The 17,521-nt window shown below is 37.5% G+C and carries 14 protein-coding genes; 8 read left to right on the forward strand and 6 right to left on the reverse strand.

All coding sequences use genetic code 11. From position 1 onward, the window contains the following. Window positions 1-15: 15 nt before the first annotated feature. Genes eno through pyrG form a run of 3 tightly spaced genes read right to left on the reverse strand, consistent with a single transcriptional unit; the run spans window position 16 to window position 3,833 of the window. On the reverse strand, window positions 16-1,302 hold the full coding sequence (gene eno / locus T432_RS0103860; RefSeq protein ID WP_014111702.1) for a phosphopyruvate hydratase: 1,287 nt from the start codon (window positions 1,300-1,302) through the stop codon (window positions 16-18). A gap of 39 nt (window positions 1,303-1,341) precedes the next feature. Beyond that, window positions 1,342-2,187 (reverse strand): 3-deoxy-8-phosphooctulonate synthase, encoded by an 846-nt coding sequence (gene kdsA, locus T432_RS0103865; protein WP_028884262.1) that lies wholly within the window; start codon window positions 2,185-2,187, stop codon window positions 1,342-1,344. Next, a complete protein-coding gene (gene pyrG / locus T432_RS0103870; RefSeq protein WP_028884263.1) occupies window positions 2,187-3,833 on the reverse strand; it encodes a CTP synthase in 1,647 nt (548 codons plus the stop codon). Before pyrG ends, kdsA begins: the two co-directional genes overlap by 1 nt. A gap of 462 nt (window positions 3,834-4,295) precedes the next feature. Here pyrG and T432_RS07930 point away from each other — a divergent pair, with 462 nt between their 5' ends. Further along, window positions 4,296-5,276, forward strand: coding sequence for a hypothetical protein (locus tag T432_RS07930; protein WP_248646271.1), 981 nt, complete (start codon window positions 4,296-4,298; stop codon window positions 5,274-5,276). Between the two features lie 32 nt (window positions 5,277-5,308). Further along, window positions 5,309-6,250 (forward strand): LysR substrate-binding domain-containing protein, encoded by a 942-nt coding sequence (locus T432_RS0103880; RefSeq protein WP_028884264.1) that lies wholly within the window; start codon window positions 5,309-5,311, stop codon window positions 6,248-6,250. On the opposite strand, the gene amaA is transcribed toward T432_RS0103880, so the two are convergent. The 3 genes from amaA to amaB are packed head-to-tail and all read right to left on the reverse strand — an operon-like array spanning window position 6,247 to window position 10,563. After that, window positions 6,247-7,542 carry an L-pipecolate oxidase gene (gene amaA, locus T432_RS0103885; protein WP_028884265.1) on the reverse strand — a complete coding sequence of 432 codons (1,296 nt, stop codon included), beginning with the start codon at window positions 7,540-7,542 and terminating at the stop codon, window positions 6,247-6,249. The two genes, T432_RS0103880 and amaA, sit on opposite strands and share 4 nt — an antisense overlap. Before the next feature lie 12 nt (window positions 7,543-7,554). Further along, window positions 7,555-9,027: a Na+/H+ antiporter NhaC gene (nhaC, locus tag T432_RS0103890; RefSeq protein WP_028884266.1), complete on the reverse strand. Its 1,473-nt coding sequence runs from the start codon at window positions 9,025-9,027 to the stop codon at window positions 7,555-7,557. 42 nt (window positions 9,028-9,069) lie between these two features. After that, complete coding sequence (gene amaB / locus T432_RS0103895) at window positions 9,070-10,563, reverse strand: L-piperidine-6-carboxylate dehydrogenase (RefSeq protein ID WP_028884267.1); 1,494 nt, start codon at window positions 10,561-10,563, stop codon at window positions 9,070-9,072. A gap of 169 nt (window positions 10,564-10,732) precedes the next feature. Between amaB and lhpI the strand changes: the two genes are divergently transcribed. The 6 genes from lhpI (at window position 10,733) to T432_RS0103925 (ending at window position 17,516) form a co-directional block, all read left to right on the forward strand. Then, on the forward strand, window positions 10,733-11,665 hold the full coding sequence (gene lhpI / locus T432_RS0103900) for a bifunctional Delta(1)-pyrroline-2-carboxylate/Delta(1)-piperideine-2-carboxylate reductase (RefSeq protein ID WP_028884268.1): 933 nt from the start codon (window positions 10,733-10,735) through the stop codon (window positions 11,663-11,665). 200 nt (window positions 11,666-11,865) lie between these two features. After that, complete coding sequence (locus T432_RS0103905) at window positions 11,866-13,089, forward strand: cation:dicarboxylate symporter family transporter (RefSeq protein ID WP_028884269.1); 1,224 nt, start codon at window positions 11,866-11,868, stop codon at window positions 13,087-13,089. Between the two features lie 13 nt (window positions 13,090-13,102). Next, on the forward strand, window positions 13,103-14,365 hold the full coding sequence (locus tag T432_RS0103910; protein WP_028884270.1) for a 2-aminoadipate transaminase: 1,263 nt from the start codon (window positions 13,103-13,105) through the stop codon (window positions 14,363-14,365). A gap of 20 nt (window positions 14,366-14,385) precedes the next feature. Beyond that, window positions 14,386-15,756 (forward strand): 2-oxoadipate dioxygenase/decarboxylase HglS, encoded by a 1,371-nt coding sequence (gene hglS, locus T432_RS0103915; protein WP_028884271.1) that lies wholly within the window; start codon window positions 14,386-14,388, stop codon window positions 15,754-15,756. Between the two features lie 238 nt (window positions 15,757-15,994). Continuing rightward, window positions 15,995-16,273, forward strand: coding sequence for a DUF8812 domain-containing protein (locus tag T432_RS09100; RefSeq protein ID WP_500797340.1), 279 nt, complete (start codon window positions 15,995-15,997; stop codon window positions 16,271-16,273). 1 nt (window position 16,274) lies between these two features. Then, a complete protein-coding gene (locus T432_RS0103925) occupies window positions 16,275-17,516 on the forward strand; it encodes a hypothetical protein (protein ID WP_028884273.1) in 1,242 nt (413 codons plus the stop codon). Window positions 17,517-17,521 lie beyond the last annotated feature (5 nt).

Consider the following 17,521-nt stretch of genomic DNA (forward strand, 5'->3'; position numbering starts at 1 on the left):
ATCTAAAGTCGCATATTAAAAGAGATTGTAAAAAGCCCCACGACCTGGATACTCAGCCACTTCAGATAGTTCCTCTTCGATGCGAAGCAACTGATTATATTTAGCCATACGATCAGAACGAGAAAGAGAACCTGTCTTTATTTGCATAGAATTTGTAGCCACAGCAATATCAGCAATTGTTGAATCTTCAGTCTCACCTGATCTATGAGATATAACAGCCGTATAACCAGCTTGTTTAGCCATTTCAATTGCAGCAAAAGTCTCTGTCAATGTGCCTATTTGATTTATCTTGATTAGGATTGAATTAGCGATGCCTTTTTGAATTCCTTCTTTTAGGATTTTGGTATTGGTGACAAACAAATCATCGCCTACAAGTTGAACACGATCACCTAGACGATCGGTAAGCATTTTCCAACCATCCCAATCGTTTTCAGCCATTCCATCTTCGATAGAAATAATTGGGTACTTATCGCACCATTGTTCTAGGATATCTACAAATTGCTCAGAATTTAAAGCAGTACCACCATTAGCGGAAAGTTTATAAACACCATCAGAGTAGAATTCAGAACTAGCACAATCCAATGCCAATGCAATATCTTCTCCTGCTTCATATCCAGCTTTTTTGATAGCCTCTAAGATAAGTTCAATAGCTTCTTCATGTGAGCTAAGGTCTGGTGCAAAGCCACCCTCATCACCTACAGCCGTAGACATACCAGAATCATTAATGATTTTCTTTAATGCGTGAAAAACCTCTGCTCCCATGCGAAGAGCCTCTTTGAATGATGCAGCTTTCACAGGCATAATCATAAATTCTTGAATATCTAAGGAATTGTTTGCGTGTGCACCCCCATTAATCACATTCATCATAGGCACGGGCATCTGCTTAGGACCGAAACCACCAAAATAACGATAAAGAGATTGCCCAGATTCTTCAGCAGCAGCACGTGCAACAGCCATACTTACAGCAAGCATAGCATTAGCCCCTATATTGCTTTTGTTTTCCGTACCATCCAAATCAAGAAGAGTGCGATCGATAAATGTTTGTTCCTGAGCGTCTAAACCCATAAGGGCTTCAGAAATTTCTCCATTGATATTTTCTACAGCTTTAAGAACACCTTTTCCTAAATAACGACTTTTATCCCCATCACGAAGTTCAATCGCCTCTCTTGAACCAGTCGATGCCCCTGATGGAACAGATGCTCGACCCATGGCACCTGACTCTAACAACACATCACATTCAACAGTTGGGTTTCCGCGTGAATCAAGGATCTCACGACCGATAATATCTACAATTGCACTCATTAAAAATCCTAGTTAAAAATTTAGATTATTTTAACAATATCAAACTTCAAAGGGCCCAAACGACTTAACTGTATCGTCTATAGCTTTGATACGTACTAAAAATTCTTTCAATCTATTTAGTGGCAATGCTGACGGCCCATCGCATTTGGCCTTATCTGGATCTGGATGAGCTTCTAAGAAAAGACCTGCAATACCTGTACTCATCCCTGCCATAGCCAAGTCAAGAACCTGTTCGCGTCTACCTCCTGAAGCGGAAGAACCAGGTTCACGTTTTTGAAGAGCATGCGTAACATCAAAAAACAGTGGTCTTCCTGATGTAAGTTTTTTCATAACTCCAAAACCAAGCATATCTACCACTAAGTTATCATAACCAAAGTTAGATCCACGTTCACAAATTATTAGATTGTCATTTCCTGATTCTTGAAATTTTTGAATAATATTTGGTACTTGCTCTGGGCTAAGAAATTGTGGTTTCTTGATATTAATTATTTTGCCAGTTTTAGCCATAGCCACAACTAAATCCGTTTGACGGGCAAGAAAAGCTGGTAACTGCAAAATATCAACATACTTAGCAACTTCTTTTGCTTGATAAGGCTCATGTATATCCGTAACGATAGGAACACCAAATTCGGTTTTTAATTTTTCAAAAATTTGTAAACCTTCATCTAAGCCAGGACCGCGATAACTATGAATTGAAGATCGGTTTGCCTTATCGAATGATGCTTTGAAAATGTATGGAATCCCAAGCTCTTGAGTAACCTCTAGAAAATGGGCACACGTAAACATTGCCAAATCGAGGGATTCAAGAACATTAAGTCCACCCATAAGAACAAATGGACTACCATTAGAAATTTTAAAATCGTTTAGTTGTATAGAGTAAGACATCACTTCTCAGAACTTGATTGATGCTTTAGTGCTGCTTGCAAAAAACTATTAAATAGCGGATGACCATCACGAGGCGTAGATGTAAATTCAGGGTGAAACTGCACACCCAAAAACCACGGATGACCGGGAATCTCCATAATTTCAGGTAAATTATCTTTAGGTGTAATAGCACTTATTACTAAGCCTGCAGACTCCAACTTCTCTATGTAATTCGTATTAACTTCATAACGATGACGATGACGCTCATTCACGATATCACCATAGATACTATGAGCTAATGTCCCTGGTTTTACAGGAACTTCCTGTGCCCCTTTACGCATAGTGCCACCAAGATTTGATTCCTGCGATCGCTGCTCTACTGAGCCATCTTTATTTGTCCACTCAGTAATTAAAGCCACTATAGGATGAAGAGTATTAGGATCTAGTTCTGTACTTCCAGCTCCCTCAAGACCAGCAACATTACGTGCATACTCTATAGTAGCTAACTGCATCCCAAGACATATTCCAAGATATGGAACATTATTTTCTCGGGCAAACTTAATAGCGGCAATTTTTCCTTCAGTCCCTCTTTTACCAAAACCGCCTGGCACCAATATTGCATCTAAATCTTCTAAGATGCTAACGCCTGAATTCTCAATATCTTCAGAGTCAATATACTCGATAGCAACCTTCGTTTTATTTTTAATCCCTGCGTGGTTTAAGGCTTCGATTAGAGATTTGTATGATTCAGTAAGATCAACATATTTTCCAACCATTCCAATTCGTACTGTATGCTCAGGGTTTTGCAAATCATGCACTATTTTGTCCCAAACAGACAAATCAGCTGGAGCATCGTCTATATCAAGAGCCTCACAAATAATATTATCTAGACCTTGGTCATGTAACATCTTAGGAATTTTATATATAGAGTCAGAATCCCAGACTGAAATTACTGCCTCTTGAGGCACATTGGAAAAAAGAGAAATTTTAGCCCGCTCATCTTCAGGTATAGGCCTATCAGCACGACATAATAAAGCATTTGGATAAATCCCAATTTCGCGTAATTTTTGTACGGAGTGTTGGGTAGGCTTGGTTTTAAGTTCGCCCGCAGATGCAATATATGGAACAAGTGTCAAATGAATGAAAGCAGCACCTTTTCTGCCAAGACGGAGAGTCATTTGACGAACTGCTTCTAAGAATGGCAATGATTCAATATCACCTACAGTTCCACCTATTTCTACGATGGCAATGTCTGCACACCCATCATAAGCACATTTTGCACCACGCTCTATAAAATCCTGAATTTCATTTGTGATATGAGGAATAACCTGAACAGTTTTCCCAAGATAGTCTCCTCTACGTTCCTTGCGAAGAACAGACTCATAAATTTGACCTGTAGTAAAGTTATTCGATTTATGCATTTTTGCAGATATAAATCTTTCGTAATGACCTAAATCCAAATCCGTCTCAGCCCCATCTTCAGTTACAAACACCTCTCCGTGTTGAAGGGGACTCATGGTACCTGGGTCTACGTTTATGTACGGATCAAGTTTAAGCATCGTAACTTTAAGTCCCCTAGACTCAAGAATAGCAGCCAATGAAGCTGCAGCAATACCCTTTCCTAGGGATGATACAACACCACCCGTAACAAAAACATATTTAGTCATAGCTTTACCTTATGGGAAATAAAAATTATATCAATTTTCTTGTTTAGTAATTTGACCGTTTATTTCAAATTAATGTTAGCTAAATAGTTTAGTGATAATTTAAAAATCAATTAGATCTTTTTTGGCGTATCAAATTAAATACTCATACTTTTATTATCTTTCTAGAATTATCATTAGAGTTCAAAAACGAATCTAGATGGATGGATAGATTGAAGTGGCTTAAATAATATGGGACTCCTTTTAAAAATTTTGCTATCACTCCCACTCCTTCTTAGGACAGATGGATTAAGTAATGTTTTTTCTCAAATAGTACATACTCAATGCAATTAAATTCCCTACTCAGGGGCAAACAGCAGTTGCTACTACTTTTACAACGAATTACTTGAAAATATATATACAGAAAAAATATCAACTTTTACAAATGACCCTAACTATGAATCTATAAAATTCTATAAAAACAACTTGGATATAGTTTGCAAATATAATGCTAATAACTATGCTAAAGATGGCTACGATGCAAACTGGTATGCATATGAAAACTGTTCTTTCACTAATAATTTGATTCTTTTAAAAAATATATTTATAAATTACAAAAAGGATCCCGATTCTACATTCAGCCCTAATTGCAATTCGTATAAAAATAAAGAAGATATTGCCAAAATACAATATTTGATAAATGCAGAAAAACTTCAAATTGCTGAGGATATAGGTTTTCTTAGGGATGAAGATAACAATGATGTTTATATTGATCAAGAATGGTATGAAACTTACAAATTAAGTCTTCAATATCTAGAAGATATTAAAAAGGATTTGAATAAATTCTATAAATTAGGATGTTTCAATTCCAATATTGAAACACTGATTAATATATTGAGGTATGCCTACAATGATAGTTTAGGGTTATTTTTACTGAACAACGATAAATTTGAAGATCTAGACGAAATAACCTCTCCGCTTTACTTCCCTTGTGACTCAAACTGTAAAAAATTTGATCCTGATATTTGGGTTAAGAATATGAATAATCCCAATATTTCCAAAAGTTGGGTCCAGTACAGCGAGCAATATTGCACCCTTCTAACTGATACATTAGATGGATTTGATGCTCAGGATAAATTAAAAAGTTGTACTTATTCAAAACTCTATCGTTTAAATAATTTTGATGATTATTTAAATCAATTTAAAACTGATGAAACTCTAATTTACACAATAAATAATTTACAGCCATTCATAAATTTAGATATCAGCTACTTTAAAAAGAAAGAAGAGGATTGGACTAATCCATTAAAAAATGCTGTCATAGAGTTTTCCGAACATTACTGCTTAAATAATTCAATTTGCGAAAATAAATTACTTAATATTTTTCTTGAAGACCTATTTGAAATACGCGCGCTTTATAGAAAACTCATTTTCAAAGAAATTGGTTTGAATGAAATCAAATACTAGTCCATTTATAAGAAGCTTGTAGATTTATAATTATGGTTTCTCGATTAGGTACGATTGCCATAGTTGACACCATGCGAAAAATAGCCGTTTCTCAATTGCCTTCAATAACATCCTTACGATGTTTTGAAACCGCCGCCCGACATTTAAGTTTTACGAGTGCCGCTAAGGAATTATTCATGACGCAAAGTGCTGTCGGAAAGCAGGTTGCATTGCTAGAAAGAGTTCTCGATTGTGAACTTTTTATAAGACATAAGCAACGCATTGAATTGACACCTATTGGTGAAAAATTTCTCTACGATACTCAAGATATTTTAAGAAAGATTGAGGATGCTGTTCTGAATGTACTCTCACACGGGAATGCAGTTGCTACACTCAATATCATTGCCAACCCTACATTTTGTGCACGGTGGCTTGTAGTGCTTTTAAAAGGTTTCGGGAAGGCTCATCCAAATATCCACCTAGAATTCCATGACCATTTAGGTGAATTAGATTCAAACATGATCAACGATATGGACTTGGGATTCTTGCATGGTGCAGGCGACTGGCCTGGCATGACCAGTATTAAACTTTTTGACTGTATGTTCGTACCTGTTTGTGCACCAGAAATAGAGACTACTGAGCTTAGTCAACCAGGTTGCTCTGATGGTGTGACTCTTATACAAACACGACTTAGTCCTCGTGCATGGAATGAATATTTCCTATCCGCTAATGTCAAATGGGAAGGCTTATTTACTGGCCCACGATTCGATTCTTTTTATGATGCAATTCATGCTGCAATTTGTGGCTGTGGTGTAGCCCTAGTACCAGATGTATTAGTGCGTGAAGAGCTTTATAACGGTGACCTTAAACTAGCTTGGAACCATAAGCTCGATAAAAACTGGGCTTATTATATGGTTCACCCGTCAAATAAGACGGGTGTTCCTCATGTAAAAATTCTAATGGATTGGATATTAAATCGAGTTCAAAAAGATTAAGATACTATTTTTAATATTTGTCCTGCATGGTATAGTGCAATGCCTGCATCATACAATCCAGACCGCATGCCTCTCATTGAAATTTCACTCTCTTCCATTGTTTTAAATGGCAATGGTATCGCTTCTCGCCTATCTGTATCTAGATACTCAGCAAAACATTTACCCATCATAGTTCCAGTAGTAATGCCCCTACCGTTATAGGCTGTAGCAGTCAAAATTCCTGGTGCGGGTTCAAATACTCTCATAATATGATCTTGTGTAAAACCAAAACGACCCGACCATCGATACTGCCACTTAGCTTTAGGTGCTAGTTCAGGATAATATTTTTTTAATACCGAATTTGCCCATGAGACGTAAAGCGATTCTTTTCCTTCATGAAAACCTACTGTCCCGAGCAAAACTCGATCATCTTTATCCCGTCGGAATGTTGAAAGGGCTAATCGAGTGTCCCATGAACCTGTGCGGTATGGCATTACTTTATCGGCCTCTGGATCTCCAGACATTGGTTCAGTTGCGATTTGATAATACCCAACAAAATAAATTGATTTAAGAATATCTGTCCACTCTCCCTCTGTATATGCGTTTGTTCCAATAATCACTTTATCCGCAGTCACAGAGTTAGTTTCTGTTTGAACCTGCCAAGCACCATCAGATTTAACAATAGATTTTACGGGAGTATGCTCATATATACGCACACCTAAGTTTTTAGCTGCCTTAGCTAAACCTGTTACATAAGCGTAAGGATTAATTGTGCCAGCTCTGCGATCTAGAAGGGCTTTTTTAATGGCTTTAGTTCCGCAATACTCAAGACATTTAGAACCTGTTAAAACTTCACAATCAACTCCACGGCTTGAAAATTGTCGATATCGATTATCTACATCCGCCTCTCCCTCAGCATTATGCCCCATGTGAAGATTTCCAGCACGCACATCTTGAGCATCTATTCCAAGACGATCGATAGTTTTCCAAACTAGAGCTGGTGCGGCTCCCAAAGCTTCTGTAAGAATTTCGCCTTGAGTTTCTCCCAAATATTTATTTAAATCCTCTGGTGTAGCCCAAGTGCCTGCATTCACGTATCCTACGTTTCTTCCAGAACCACCGCTTCCAATAATCTTAGATTCAAGCAATACGACAGAATAACCCTTTTCAGCTAGATGAATTGCTGAAGATAAACCAGTATAACCACCACCTATCACACAGACTTGAGCCGACTCATCCGCAGTTAAAATTGGAAAGCTCTCGACAAGAGACGCATCAACTATCTCAGGCCATAAATTTTTATCTAAAACCATAATTAACCTAAATTACAAACCTTCCCATTTAGCAGGTTCACGGTGACGTGCCAAATCCTTATCTCTAACTTTAGGGAAATAAATGCCCGTTAAAGCCCATATAAATCCTATGACAGGGCACAACCAGCAAAAGAATGCGTATGGTGCATACGCAAGAGTAGCGATTCCCAAGGTGCCAGCTACAAAACTTCCGCCCATATTCCACGGGATTAAAGGAGACAGCAAAGTACCACAGTCCTCGATTTGACGCGTAAGATTAGTTTTCTTATAGCCCAGCTCTTCAAACTTGTCTTTATACAAACGAGCTGGCAATACTAATGTAGTGAACACATCTCCGATTAAAGTTCCTGTACCAATAATAGTCGTATATGAAGCCGCTGATAATGACACTCTATTAGTAATCCATTTTTCGATTTTCTTAAGAATCGCATTAAGACTACCGTAGTATTCAATACCACCGATAAACGACAATGCAAGAATCGTAAGCAATGTCACCCAAGCCATAGACATAACTCCACCCTTAGAAAGTAAGTTATCAACTATCTCCATGCCTGTTGTACTTTTTACTCCATTTTGCAAAAGAGTAAATAGCTCTTGTAAGCTAACATCTTGAACAAAGATGGCAATAATACTGCCACTCGCCACCCCCATAAATCCTGCAAATACGGCTGGTAATTTAGTGACAGCTGCCACAATAACCACTACTGCAGGAATTAAAGTTATAAGACCTAAATCATAATTTTTATCGAGAGTGGCTTGCATTTCCGTTATTAGAGACATATTTGCCCCAGAAGTATCATAAGTACTTCCAAGCCAAGCATATAGCCCTAATGAAATTAACAAACTAGGTATAGTTGTTGGAAATAAATTAGTAATGTGATCCCATAAATCAACTCCTGTAGCTGCAGGTGTAAGATTAGTCGTTTCTGAAAGAGGTGACATCTTATCTCCAAAAAATGCACCAGAAACAATTGCTCCACCAGTTACTTCAGGAGGTATATTAAGACCTGTACCAATACCCATCATAGCTAAACCAATGGTTCCCGTTGTACTCCATGATGAGCCAGTCGCCAAAGATATTGCCACACAAATTAATGTCAAAGAAACAAGAAAATTGGATGGAGTGAAAAATTCAAATCCATAGTAAAGTATGGTCGGTACGGTACCAGCAGCAATCCACACCGCAATAATCATCCCGATTATTAATAAGATCATGATTGCGGGCAAGCCCACGCGAACCACTTTTAGAAAGTGGTTCTCCATATCAATCCACTTACCCTTACGTACATAGATTAATAGCCCTGTAATAGCTAAACCAAATGCTAGTGGTATATGTGGGGTAAAATCCTTGAACACGAAAAACTGAATCATTAGTAATATCGTGGTCAATACGAGCGGAAGAATATCGATTAAAAAATTTCCGCTGCTAGGGAGGATCTCACTTTCTGGATCCGAGGCTTGAATTGGATTGTTTAAACTGCTCAATGCTTTCTCCTACGAGTTAGGTTGAGGGATTAAAACAGAAAATTAACCGAAGTTAATTCCCTGAGCTAAAGGTAATTCACGAGAATAATTAATGGTGTTGGTTTGTCTGCGCATATAAGCTTTCCACGCATCAGAACCAGATTCACGTCCACCACCAGTTTCCTTCTCGCCGCCAAAAGCACCGCCAATTTCAGCACCACTTGTACCGATATTTACGTTTGCAATGCCGCAGTCACTACCTGTGGCAGAAATGAAAGCCTCAGCTTCTCGAATATCATTAGAGAAAATGCATGAGGAGAGTCCTTGAGGCACACTATTTTGAAGTTCCACAGCATCTTCATATTCACTATAAGGAATCACATATAGAATAGGTGCAAATGTTTCTGTTTTAACTACTTCGTTCTGCTCATTCATTTCAACAATAGCTGGCTCAACATAGTATGCATCTGGATATTTGTCTTCTAGGACGCGCTTACCACCAGAAACTTGACCACCAGACTCAGAGGCTTTTTTCAATATGTTTTGCATTTGATTGAAAATTTGCTCATCGATAAGAGGACCTACTAAGTTTCCTTCAAGCGGGTTTCCAATTGAGACAGATGAATAAACCTTTTTAAGTTTTTCAACTACTTCATCTCTAATACTTTCATGTACGATTAACCGACGCAAAGTAGTACATCTTTGACCTGCAGTTCCAACAGCAGAAAATAAAATTGCACGAATTGCTAAATCGAGATCAGCACTAGGAGTAAGAATCATCGCATTATTTCCGCCTAGTTCAAGAATGCTTCGTCCAAATCTTTCAGCAACTTTTGGTCCAACAATCTGACCCATGCGAGTAGAACCTGTGGCACTAATAACAGGAATGCGTGGATCAGTTACTAACATATCACCTACTTTTGCATCTCCTATTACGACCTGAGAAAGATTTTCTGGAGCATCATCGCCGAACTCTTTTAAAGCTTTCTCAAACAATGCCTGACAAGCAAGAGCAGTAAGTGGAGTTTTTTCTGAAGGTTTCCAAATAATAGAGTCGCCGCATATCAAGGCAAGTGCTGCATTCCAGGACCATACAGCAACTGGAAAATTAAATGCAGAAATTATTCCAACAATACCTATAGGATGCCAAGTCTCACGCATATGATGCATGTTTCTCTCAGAGCTTATAGTTAAGCCATAAAGTTGACGAGATAGACCGACTGCAAAATCGCAAATATCAATCATCTCTTGAACTTCTCCCAATCCTTCTTGAGTGATTTTTCCAGCCTCAAGGGAAACTAATTTACCTAAATCTTCCTTATATTCACGAAGAACATTCCCTAATATACGCACCAATTCGCCGCGTCGAGGTGCAGGCACTTTTCTCCACTCTTTGAATGCTTGTTGAGATTTTTCGATAATACCATCGACCTCTTCAGGCGTGTTGATAACTACATTTCCGATATTTTTACCGTCAATAGGTGATCTTACGGCTAGTGAACCGCCCTGAAATTTACTCTCAGAAACGCCAAATTTCTTCATTAAATCGTTAATCATAGATGCCCCAATTTACAAAAGTACTCATAAATACTATTTTTATATTGTTTTTCGGTCAAACGAAAAATAGTCTAAACATAACTACTTTTTTTCTTAATTAGGGATAATCCTCAATAAATTTTTAATCTTATTCTTTTATAAAAAAGACTCAAAAGCAAAGGAGAGATATATGCAAATTTACGATGAAGACCAGACCGAAGAAGCATTGCCATATAAATATTTGATAGAGAAAATAGAAGATTTTTTTAAGACAGATGTTACTGTCCCACTTCGACATATTCATGAAATCATGGATGCACAAAAGACTCTAGGCTCATTTATTTTGATGCCCGCATGGATTGGGGGGCACTGGATCGGACTTAAGACAGTAAGTGTTTTCCCTAGTAATAAAGAATTGGGTATGCCAGCCTTGCATTCAACTTATATGCTTTTTGATGGAGCAAATGGTAAACTGCACACCCTTTTAGATGGCAATGTAATCACATCCAGGCGCACAGCTGCCGTCTCTGCACTTGCTTGTAAATATCTCAGTCGCGAGAATTCTAAAAATCTTTTGCTTATCGGCTCTGGTCAGGTAGCTAGTCTTGTTCCAGAGGCCATAAAAGCCGTAAGACCTTTAGAAAAAGTAATGGTATGGAGCCCGACTCGCGAGAATGCAGAAAGATTGGCTTCTGATTTGCAAGACCTAGGATTCGATTCATTCTACGTTGATGATTTCAAAGAGGCATGTTCATATGCAGACATAATTAGCTGTGCGACATTATCTACAGAGCCCATCATAAAAGGGGTATGGTTAAAAGCAGGAACTCATTTAGACTTAATTGGCTCTTATACGCCTGATATGCGTGAGACGGATGATGCATGTTTTTCAGGCACATCTGTATTTATCGATACCGAAGAAGCATTAATGAAATCAGGTGATCTTCTAAATCCTATTGCTAGTGGAATTTTTAGCAAAGATCGTGTCAAAGCTACTCTTTTTGATTTATGTAATGGCAAGCACTCAGGACGAGAATCCGATGATGAAATAACTGTTTTTAAAGCAGTTGGCAATGCTCTCGAAGACCTCGCCGCCGCTTGTTTAATTGTGGAGAGTGACTAGGATTTTCCCTAGTAAAAAATTTTTTATGTAAACGTAAACATTGCCACCCCATAGAGAAAATTTTTATGCATTCCAAAAAGTAACAACTAGATTATTTATTTTCGTTTGTAGTTTGTTATGGGATGTTTTAGATTTCTAGGAGGTGGATTTTTAGGAAACCGTAAGTGAATATTCTATCTTGGTACTTTAATAAATCCTTTATGTTCAAAATGACCGCAGGCTTTGTGATAGGCATTGTACTGGGGTTTTTGTTGGGAGAAGATAGCAGTTTTCTCGCTCCACTTGGAAAACTTTTTCTTAATCTTCTTAAGATGATTGTGATTCCACTTGTAGTGCTATCGCTGATGGTCGCTGTAAATCACTCTAGTCCAAAAGAACTTGGGCGCATCGGAGCGAAGATATTTCCACTTTATTTATTGACAACTGCTGTAGCCATATTCGTGGGTATTGCGGTGGCTTATGTTACTAACCCAGGGGCGGGGTTGACATTGCCAGCGGATGCGGTTGTGAAGCCTCCGGAGAATCCTAATTTTATCGACACGATTATCAATATGGTGCCTAGCAATATTTATATGGCATTTTCCGAAGGTGATATTTTAGCTGTCGTGTTTGTTGCGATTGTACTAGGCTTAGCAATTCTATTTATGCGACATTCAGATGATCCTAAGCAACGTGAGATGGGCGATTTGGTGTTTCGGATAACTGAAGCAGGAAATGAAGTGGTTTCTAAAATCCTCTCGGGTATATTGCAATATGCACCAATAGGTATTATAGGAATTACCGCGAATACAATAGGCTCTCAGGGGATGGATACCGTTGTAGCTTTAGGCATGTTTATATTGACGGCCTATATTGGTGTAGCTTCTATGGTTCTGCTTGTTTACCCTCTTATTTTGAAAGTATTCGGCGTTAATGTATTTGATTTCTACAGCAGAATAAAAGATGCGGTGTTCACTTCATTTGCTACAAGCTCGAGCTTGAGCACATTGCCAATTACCTTAAAAGCAGCCGAAAAAGCGGGTATTGGAGAGCGAGTTGCTAAGCTTACGCTCCCCATAGGTGCTACCGTAAATATGGACGGGACGGCTCTTAGATTTGGTATGGCCGTCATATTTGCCGCTGAGATTATGGGTATGTCCATATCTTTCGGAGATTTAGTGACCATAGTGGTTATAGGTACTATGGCAGCGATTGGGACTGCTGGTGTGCCTGGAGCCGGTCTAATTGGTATGTCTATTGTGTTTACGCAAGCAGGGTTGCCGCTTGAGATTGTTGCCCTTACTGCTGGGATTAATGCACTTGTAGATATGGTTTTCACATGCGGAAATGTGACCGGAGATCTCGTTGCTGCAAAAATAGTTGACCAGTCTGAGCGTAAAGCCGCTCTGAAAGCGGGTATTGACTATGACCACGGGTATGATTAATTAAGAGGTATATATGAGCAGAAAAGGTATTAGTAAAGCTTTAGGGCTAATCCACCCTGTCACTCTTTCTCATGGAAAAAATGCGAAGGTATGGGACGTTGAGGGCAAAGAATATATTGATTTTGTAGGTGGAATTGGTGTGCTTAATTTTGGGCATTGCCACCCAAAAATAGTAGCTGCGATTCAAGAGCAGGCATCCAAACTTACGCATTATGCTTTCAATGCGGCTGAACATGAGCCATATAAAAAATTTGTAGAAGCTTTGACTGATTTTGTACCTATCAAAGGTGAACTCTCTGCGATGCTCACAAATTGTGGGGCTGAATCTACGGAAAATGCTTTGAAAATTGCACGCATTAAAACTGGGCGAAATGCAGTGATTGCTTTTGATGGTGGCTTTCACGGACGTACTCTCGCAACTGTAAATTTAAACGGTAAAGTTGCTCCTTATAAGCAAAAACTAGGACCGTTGCCAGGGCCTGTATACCATATTCCTTATCCTAGTAAGGACTCAGGGATCAGTAAGGACGAATCTGTTGCGGCCCTTAAACGTCTAATTGAAATTGAAGTAGACGTAAATGATATATGTGCCGTTATTGTGGAGCCCGTTATAGGTGAAGGTGGCTTTCAATGTTTGGATATGGAATTTGCAAAATACTTACGTGAATTTTGCACTGAACATGGAATAGTTTTGATTTTCGATGAGATTCAATCTGGCTTTGGGCGTACAGGAAAGCCGTTTGCATTTATGCATTTTGGAGTTGAACCAGATTTATTACTTTTAGCAAAAAGCATAGCTGGGGGCATCCCTCTTGGTGCAGTAGTTGGACCAACTGAATTTGTGGACGAACCGCATGTTGGTAGTTTGGGAGGCACATACTCGGGCAACCCAATCGCATGTTCTGCTGCCCTTCAAGTATTGGAAATTATTCAAAGTGAAGAATTTAAAAATTCTACAAAGAATTACATTGATACATTAGAAACTAAGTTTAGTGAATGGAAATCATCAAATACTAATCCTTGGATATCTAAACTTACTGGTATTGGTGCCATGAGAGGGATTGAATTATCGCATCCAGAATATGGACCAGGTACTTCTTTGTTAGCCGAAATTCTTAAATTAGGACGTGAGCGTGGTCTTTTACTTATGCCTAGCGGAAAAGCAAAAAATATTATTCGTTTGCTTACTCCATTAACTATTGAACCTGAAGTTCTCAATGAAGGTCTTGAACTTCTTACACAAATTTTTGCTGATACAGCAAACTTTAAACCTTAACTTAAGAAAGGAAGTCTCGTATGTCTCAATTTGTATGTAAAGATGAAATCCGATTGAAATTCTCACAAGCTATGTCTGATATGTACCAGACAGAGGTGCCACTTTTCGGAGATCTACTTAAACTAGTAAACGACGTAAATGCAAAAGTTTTAGAGGAAGATCCTGAGTTGAAGCAAAAACTTCAAGAAACGGGAGAGCTAGAGCGTCTTGAGCAAACACGTCACGGAGCTATCCGTATCGGTAAGAAAGAAGAGCTACATACCATGCGACGTATTTTTGCTGTTATGGGAATGTACCCAGTTGCCTACTATGATTTAGCTCCAGCTGGTATTCCAGTACACTCTACTGCTTTCAGACCGATTGACCCTGAATCCTTGATTAAGTGTCCATTCCGTGTTTTCTGTTCTCTACTTCGTCTTGAATTAATCGAAGATGCTGATTTACGTAAACAAGCTGAAGAAATTCTAGCTAAACGTAATATATTCTCTCCAAGAGCAATAGAATTGGTAGAGAAGTTTGAGAAGGATGGTGGTCTTGAGCAAGCAGACGCAGTTGAGTTTGTTAAAGAGGTTTTAGAGACTTTCCGCTGGCAGTCTGAAGCTGCAGTTTCTAAAGAAACCTATGATGCACTTCATAATCAACACAGACTAATAGCTGATATTGTTGCTTTCAAAGTTCCACATATCAATCACTTAACTCCACGTGCTCTTGATATTGACGCAGTTCAAAAGGGCATGTTCGAAAGGGGTATTCCAGCAAAAGATATCATCGAAGGTCCTCCACGTCGCAAATGCTTAATTCTTCTTCGTCAAACAAGCTTTAAAGCACTAAATGAAGATGTGCAATTTGTAAATGGCGAAGAGCGTGTACCTGGTAGCCATACTGCACGATTTGGTGAAATTGAAAAACGCGGTGTAGCACTAACTCCAAAAGGTCGTAAATTATACGATGAGCTGCTCGCAAAAGTTTTAGATGAAACAGCTAATGTTGATATGTCTAAAGATGCTGAATCCTACTACGCAGTTCTTAAGAAATATTTTGATGAAATTCCTGATTGCTATGACCAGTTACATGAGCAGGGGCTTGCGTATTTCAGATACAAACTTGCTGATGATGCAACTTTAGATAAAGAAGTGACTGAAGAAAACGCATCTGAGTTAGTTGCATCTGGAGTTCTAAAGCTAGAGCCTATCACATACGAAGATTTCCTTCCTGTTTCGGCAGCTGGTATCTTTAGATCAAATTTAGGTGGCGCTGAGAAACGTGAATATGATGAAGCTTCAAACCGAGCATTGTTTGAACAGAATCTTGGTGAAAGCGTTTTAGATCCTTTTGAAATCTATAGCAAAATTCAAAAAGATTCAATTGATGCATTGAATAAAAAAGCTTAGATAGTATTAAGTCAATTTGAGTTCAATCTGGTGTCTAGACACCGTACATTTATAAAGCCCGAAAACGTTTGTTTTTGGGCTTTATCTTATTTATGTCATAGATATTCTATACACTTCAATTGAGTATGGGAGGGGCTATGGAAAATAAATTTAAAATTAACCAATCACTAACCAAATTATTGCAAATAACATATCAACTGAACCTCAATATCAGCCAAAACAATACAACGACTCCCCTATTCCAGTAAAAAGCGGACAACTTACTTTTGATCAAGAAGGAATTGACAGAAGAACAAGTGTGTTATTTTCAAGAGTTATTCACCAACCTACTTTGGAATCTGGAGTAACAATAGGAAGGGGTTATGATATGAAATACCAAGGAGTTCTTTACAGTAACTTTATGCGTGAATTTGTTAATTCAGATGAACGAAAAAAATATTTATATAGTTATTTAGAAAGACAATATATGGGGTCACACGAAAATAGATGGCTTAATAGGATGAATTTTTTAAAATAATATGAACTTTCTTTTTTCCGTATTGATCTCTTTAGTTATTTTTGGCTCTAACTCAGATTTAAGTATAGATATTTTATTTTCATCTATACACAACAAATGTAACATTCCATCCTGGTCTGGAGGATATGGTAATTGCATAAGAAATAATACTGTTTTCATTAACAAACTCTCAAATAAGTATATTGAAAATTTGTCAAATGAGCTAATTCGAAGAAACCTTCTTGCTTATAACAATTCTATTAACACTTTATGTAGGTATCATGCAAATTCAATAGCAATTCATGACTATCCAAGTAATGCTGATGCTTATGGGTCTTGCTTTATCAATAATAAAAAGGATTTTTATAAAACTCTCGTTAAGAAAGACCTTAATTCTTTAATAGATAAAAATTGTAATTCAGAAAAAAACAATATAGCTCTGTCCAAAATAAACTTTTTGATTATTAAAGCCAAGTACAAATTAAACTATTTAATTAGAAATGAAGACGAGCCTGTAGATTTGTATGATAATCAAATGTATAGATCTTATGAGTTAAATTTAGATCAACTAAAAAAAATGGAAAAGCAAATTGAAAATTTTTCTCAGGACGGATGCTTTGAATCGAACATAGATTCGATTTTAAAAGTTTTCAAAAATAATTATTCTGAAGTTTCTTATTATTTTATTCCAATCAATATTTACAGAAAATTAGACAACATAGCAGACCAAGCTCTATTAACGTGCGATTCTAATTGCCAACGTTTTGATTTTAATAAGTGGATTAAAAAATCCAAGACAAAGGACCTCTCAAAAGCATGGTTTAAATACAGCGAGCAATTTTGTACATTGCTAACCAGCACTCTTAATGAGCCTGATATTGTAGATTACAAAAAAAGTTGTCTTTATATTAAGGCTTATCAACTAGAAAATTTCGACTTTCAGTTATCAAAATTTCAAACAAATACTATAGATTATTATTCCATCACCGATCTTGAATCACATATAGATTTGGATACCAGCTATTTAATGAAAGAAAATAGAGATTGGACAAAACCTTTACATAAAGCCTTCAAACATTTCTCTAGTATGTATTGCCATAATAAGGCAAGTATTTGTAAAAGCTTTTTTGAAATGATTTATCTTAAAGACTTAATTGAGATTCATGCACATCAAAGAAAAATCTTATTTCGTAAATTGGAGGTTAACCCTTTATTTTCCTTAGAAAAAACTACTAAATTTTCCTCAGTACAAATCCAAAATTAATTATT

The organism is Taylorella asinigenitalis ATCC 700933, from assembly GCF_000687755.1.
Lineage (GTDB): Bacteria > Pseudomonadota > Gammaproteobacteria > Burkholderiales > Burkholderiaceae_B > Taylorella > Taylorella asinigenitalis.

What these genes read in the sequence shown, in the direction of transcription:
- eno (WP_014111702.1), bottom strand. Translation starts at nt 1,302, where the DNA reads ATGAGTGCAATTGTAGATATTATCGGTCGTGAGATCCTTGATTCACGC.
- kdsA (WP_028884262.1), bottom strand. Translation starts at nt 2,187, where the DNA reads ATGTCTTACTCTATACAACTAAACGATTTTAAAATTTCTAATGGTAGT.
- pyrG (WP_028884263.1), bottom strand. Translation starts at nt 3,833, where the DNA reads ATGACTAAATATGTTTTTGTTACGGGTGGTGTTGTATCATCCCTAGGA.
- T432_RS0103880 (WP_028884264.1), top strand. Translation starts at nt 5,309, where the DNA reads ATGGTTTCTCGATTAGGTACGATTGCCATAGTTGACACCATGCGAAAA.
- amaA (WP_028884265.1), bottom strand. Translation starts at nt 7,542, where the DNA reads ATGGTTTTAGATAAAAATTTATGGCCTGAGATAGTTGATGCGTCTCTT.
- amaB (WP_028884267.1), bottom strand. Translation starts at nt 10,563, where the DNA reads ATGATTAACGATTTAATGAAGAAATTTGGCGTTTCTGAGAGTAAATTT.
- lhpI (WP_028884268.1), top strand. Translation starts at nt 10,733, where the DNA reads ATGCAAATTTACGATGAAGACCAGACCGAAGAAGCATTGCCATATAAA.
- T432_RS0103905 (WP_028884269.1), top strand. Translation starts at nt 11,866, where the DNA reads ATGTTCAAAATGACCGCAGGCTTTGTGATAGGCATTGTACTGGGGTTT.
- T432_RS0103910 (WP_028884270.1), top strand. Translation starts at nt 13,103, where the DNA reads ATGAGCAGAAAAGGTATTAGTAAAGCTTTAGGGCTAATCCACCCTGTC.
- hglS (WP_028884271.1), top strand. Translation starts at nt 14,386, where the DNA reads ATGTCTCAATTTGTATGTAAAGATGAAATCCGATTGAAATTCTCACAA.
- T432_RS0103925 (WP_028884273.1), top strand. Translation starts at nt 16,275, where the DNA reads ATGAACTTTCTTTTTTCCGTATTGATCTCTTTAGTTATTTTTGGCTCT.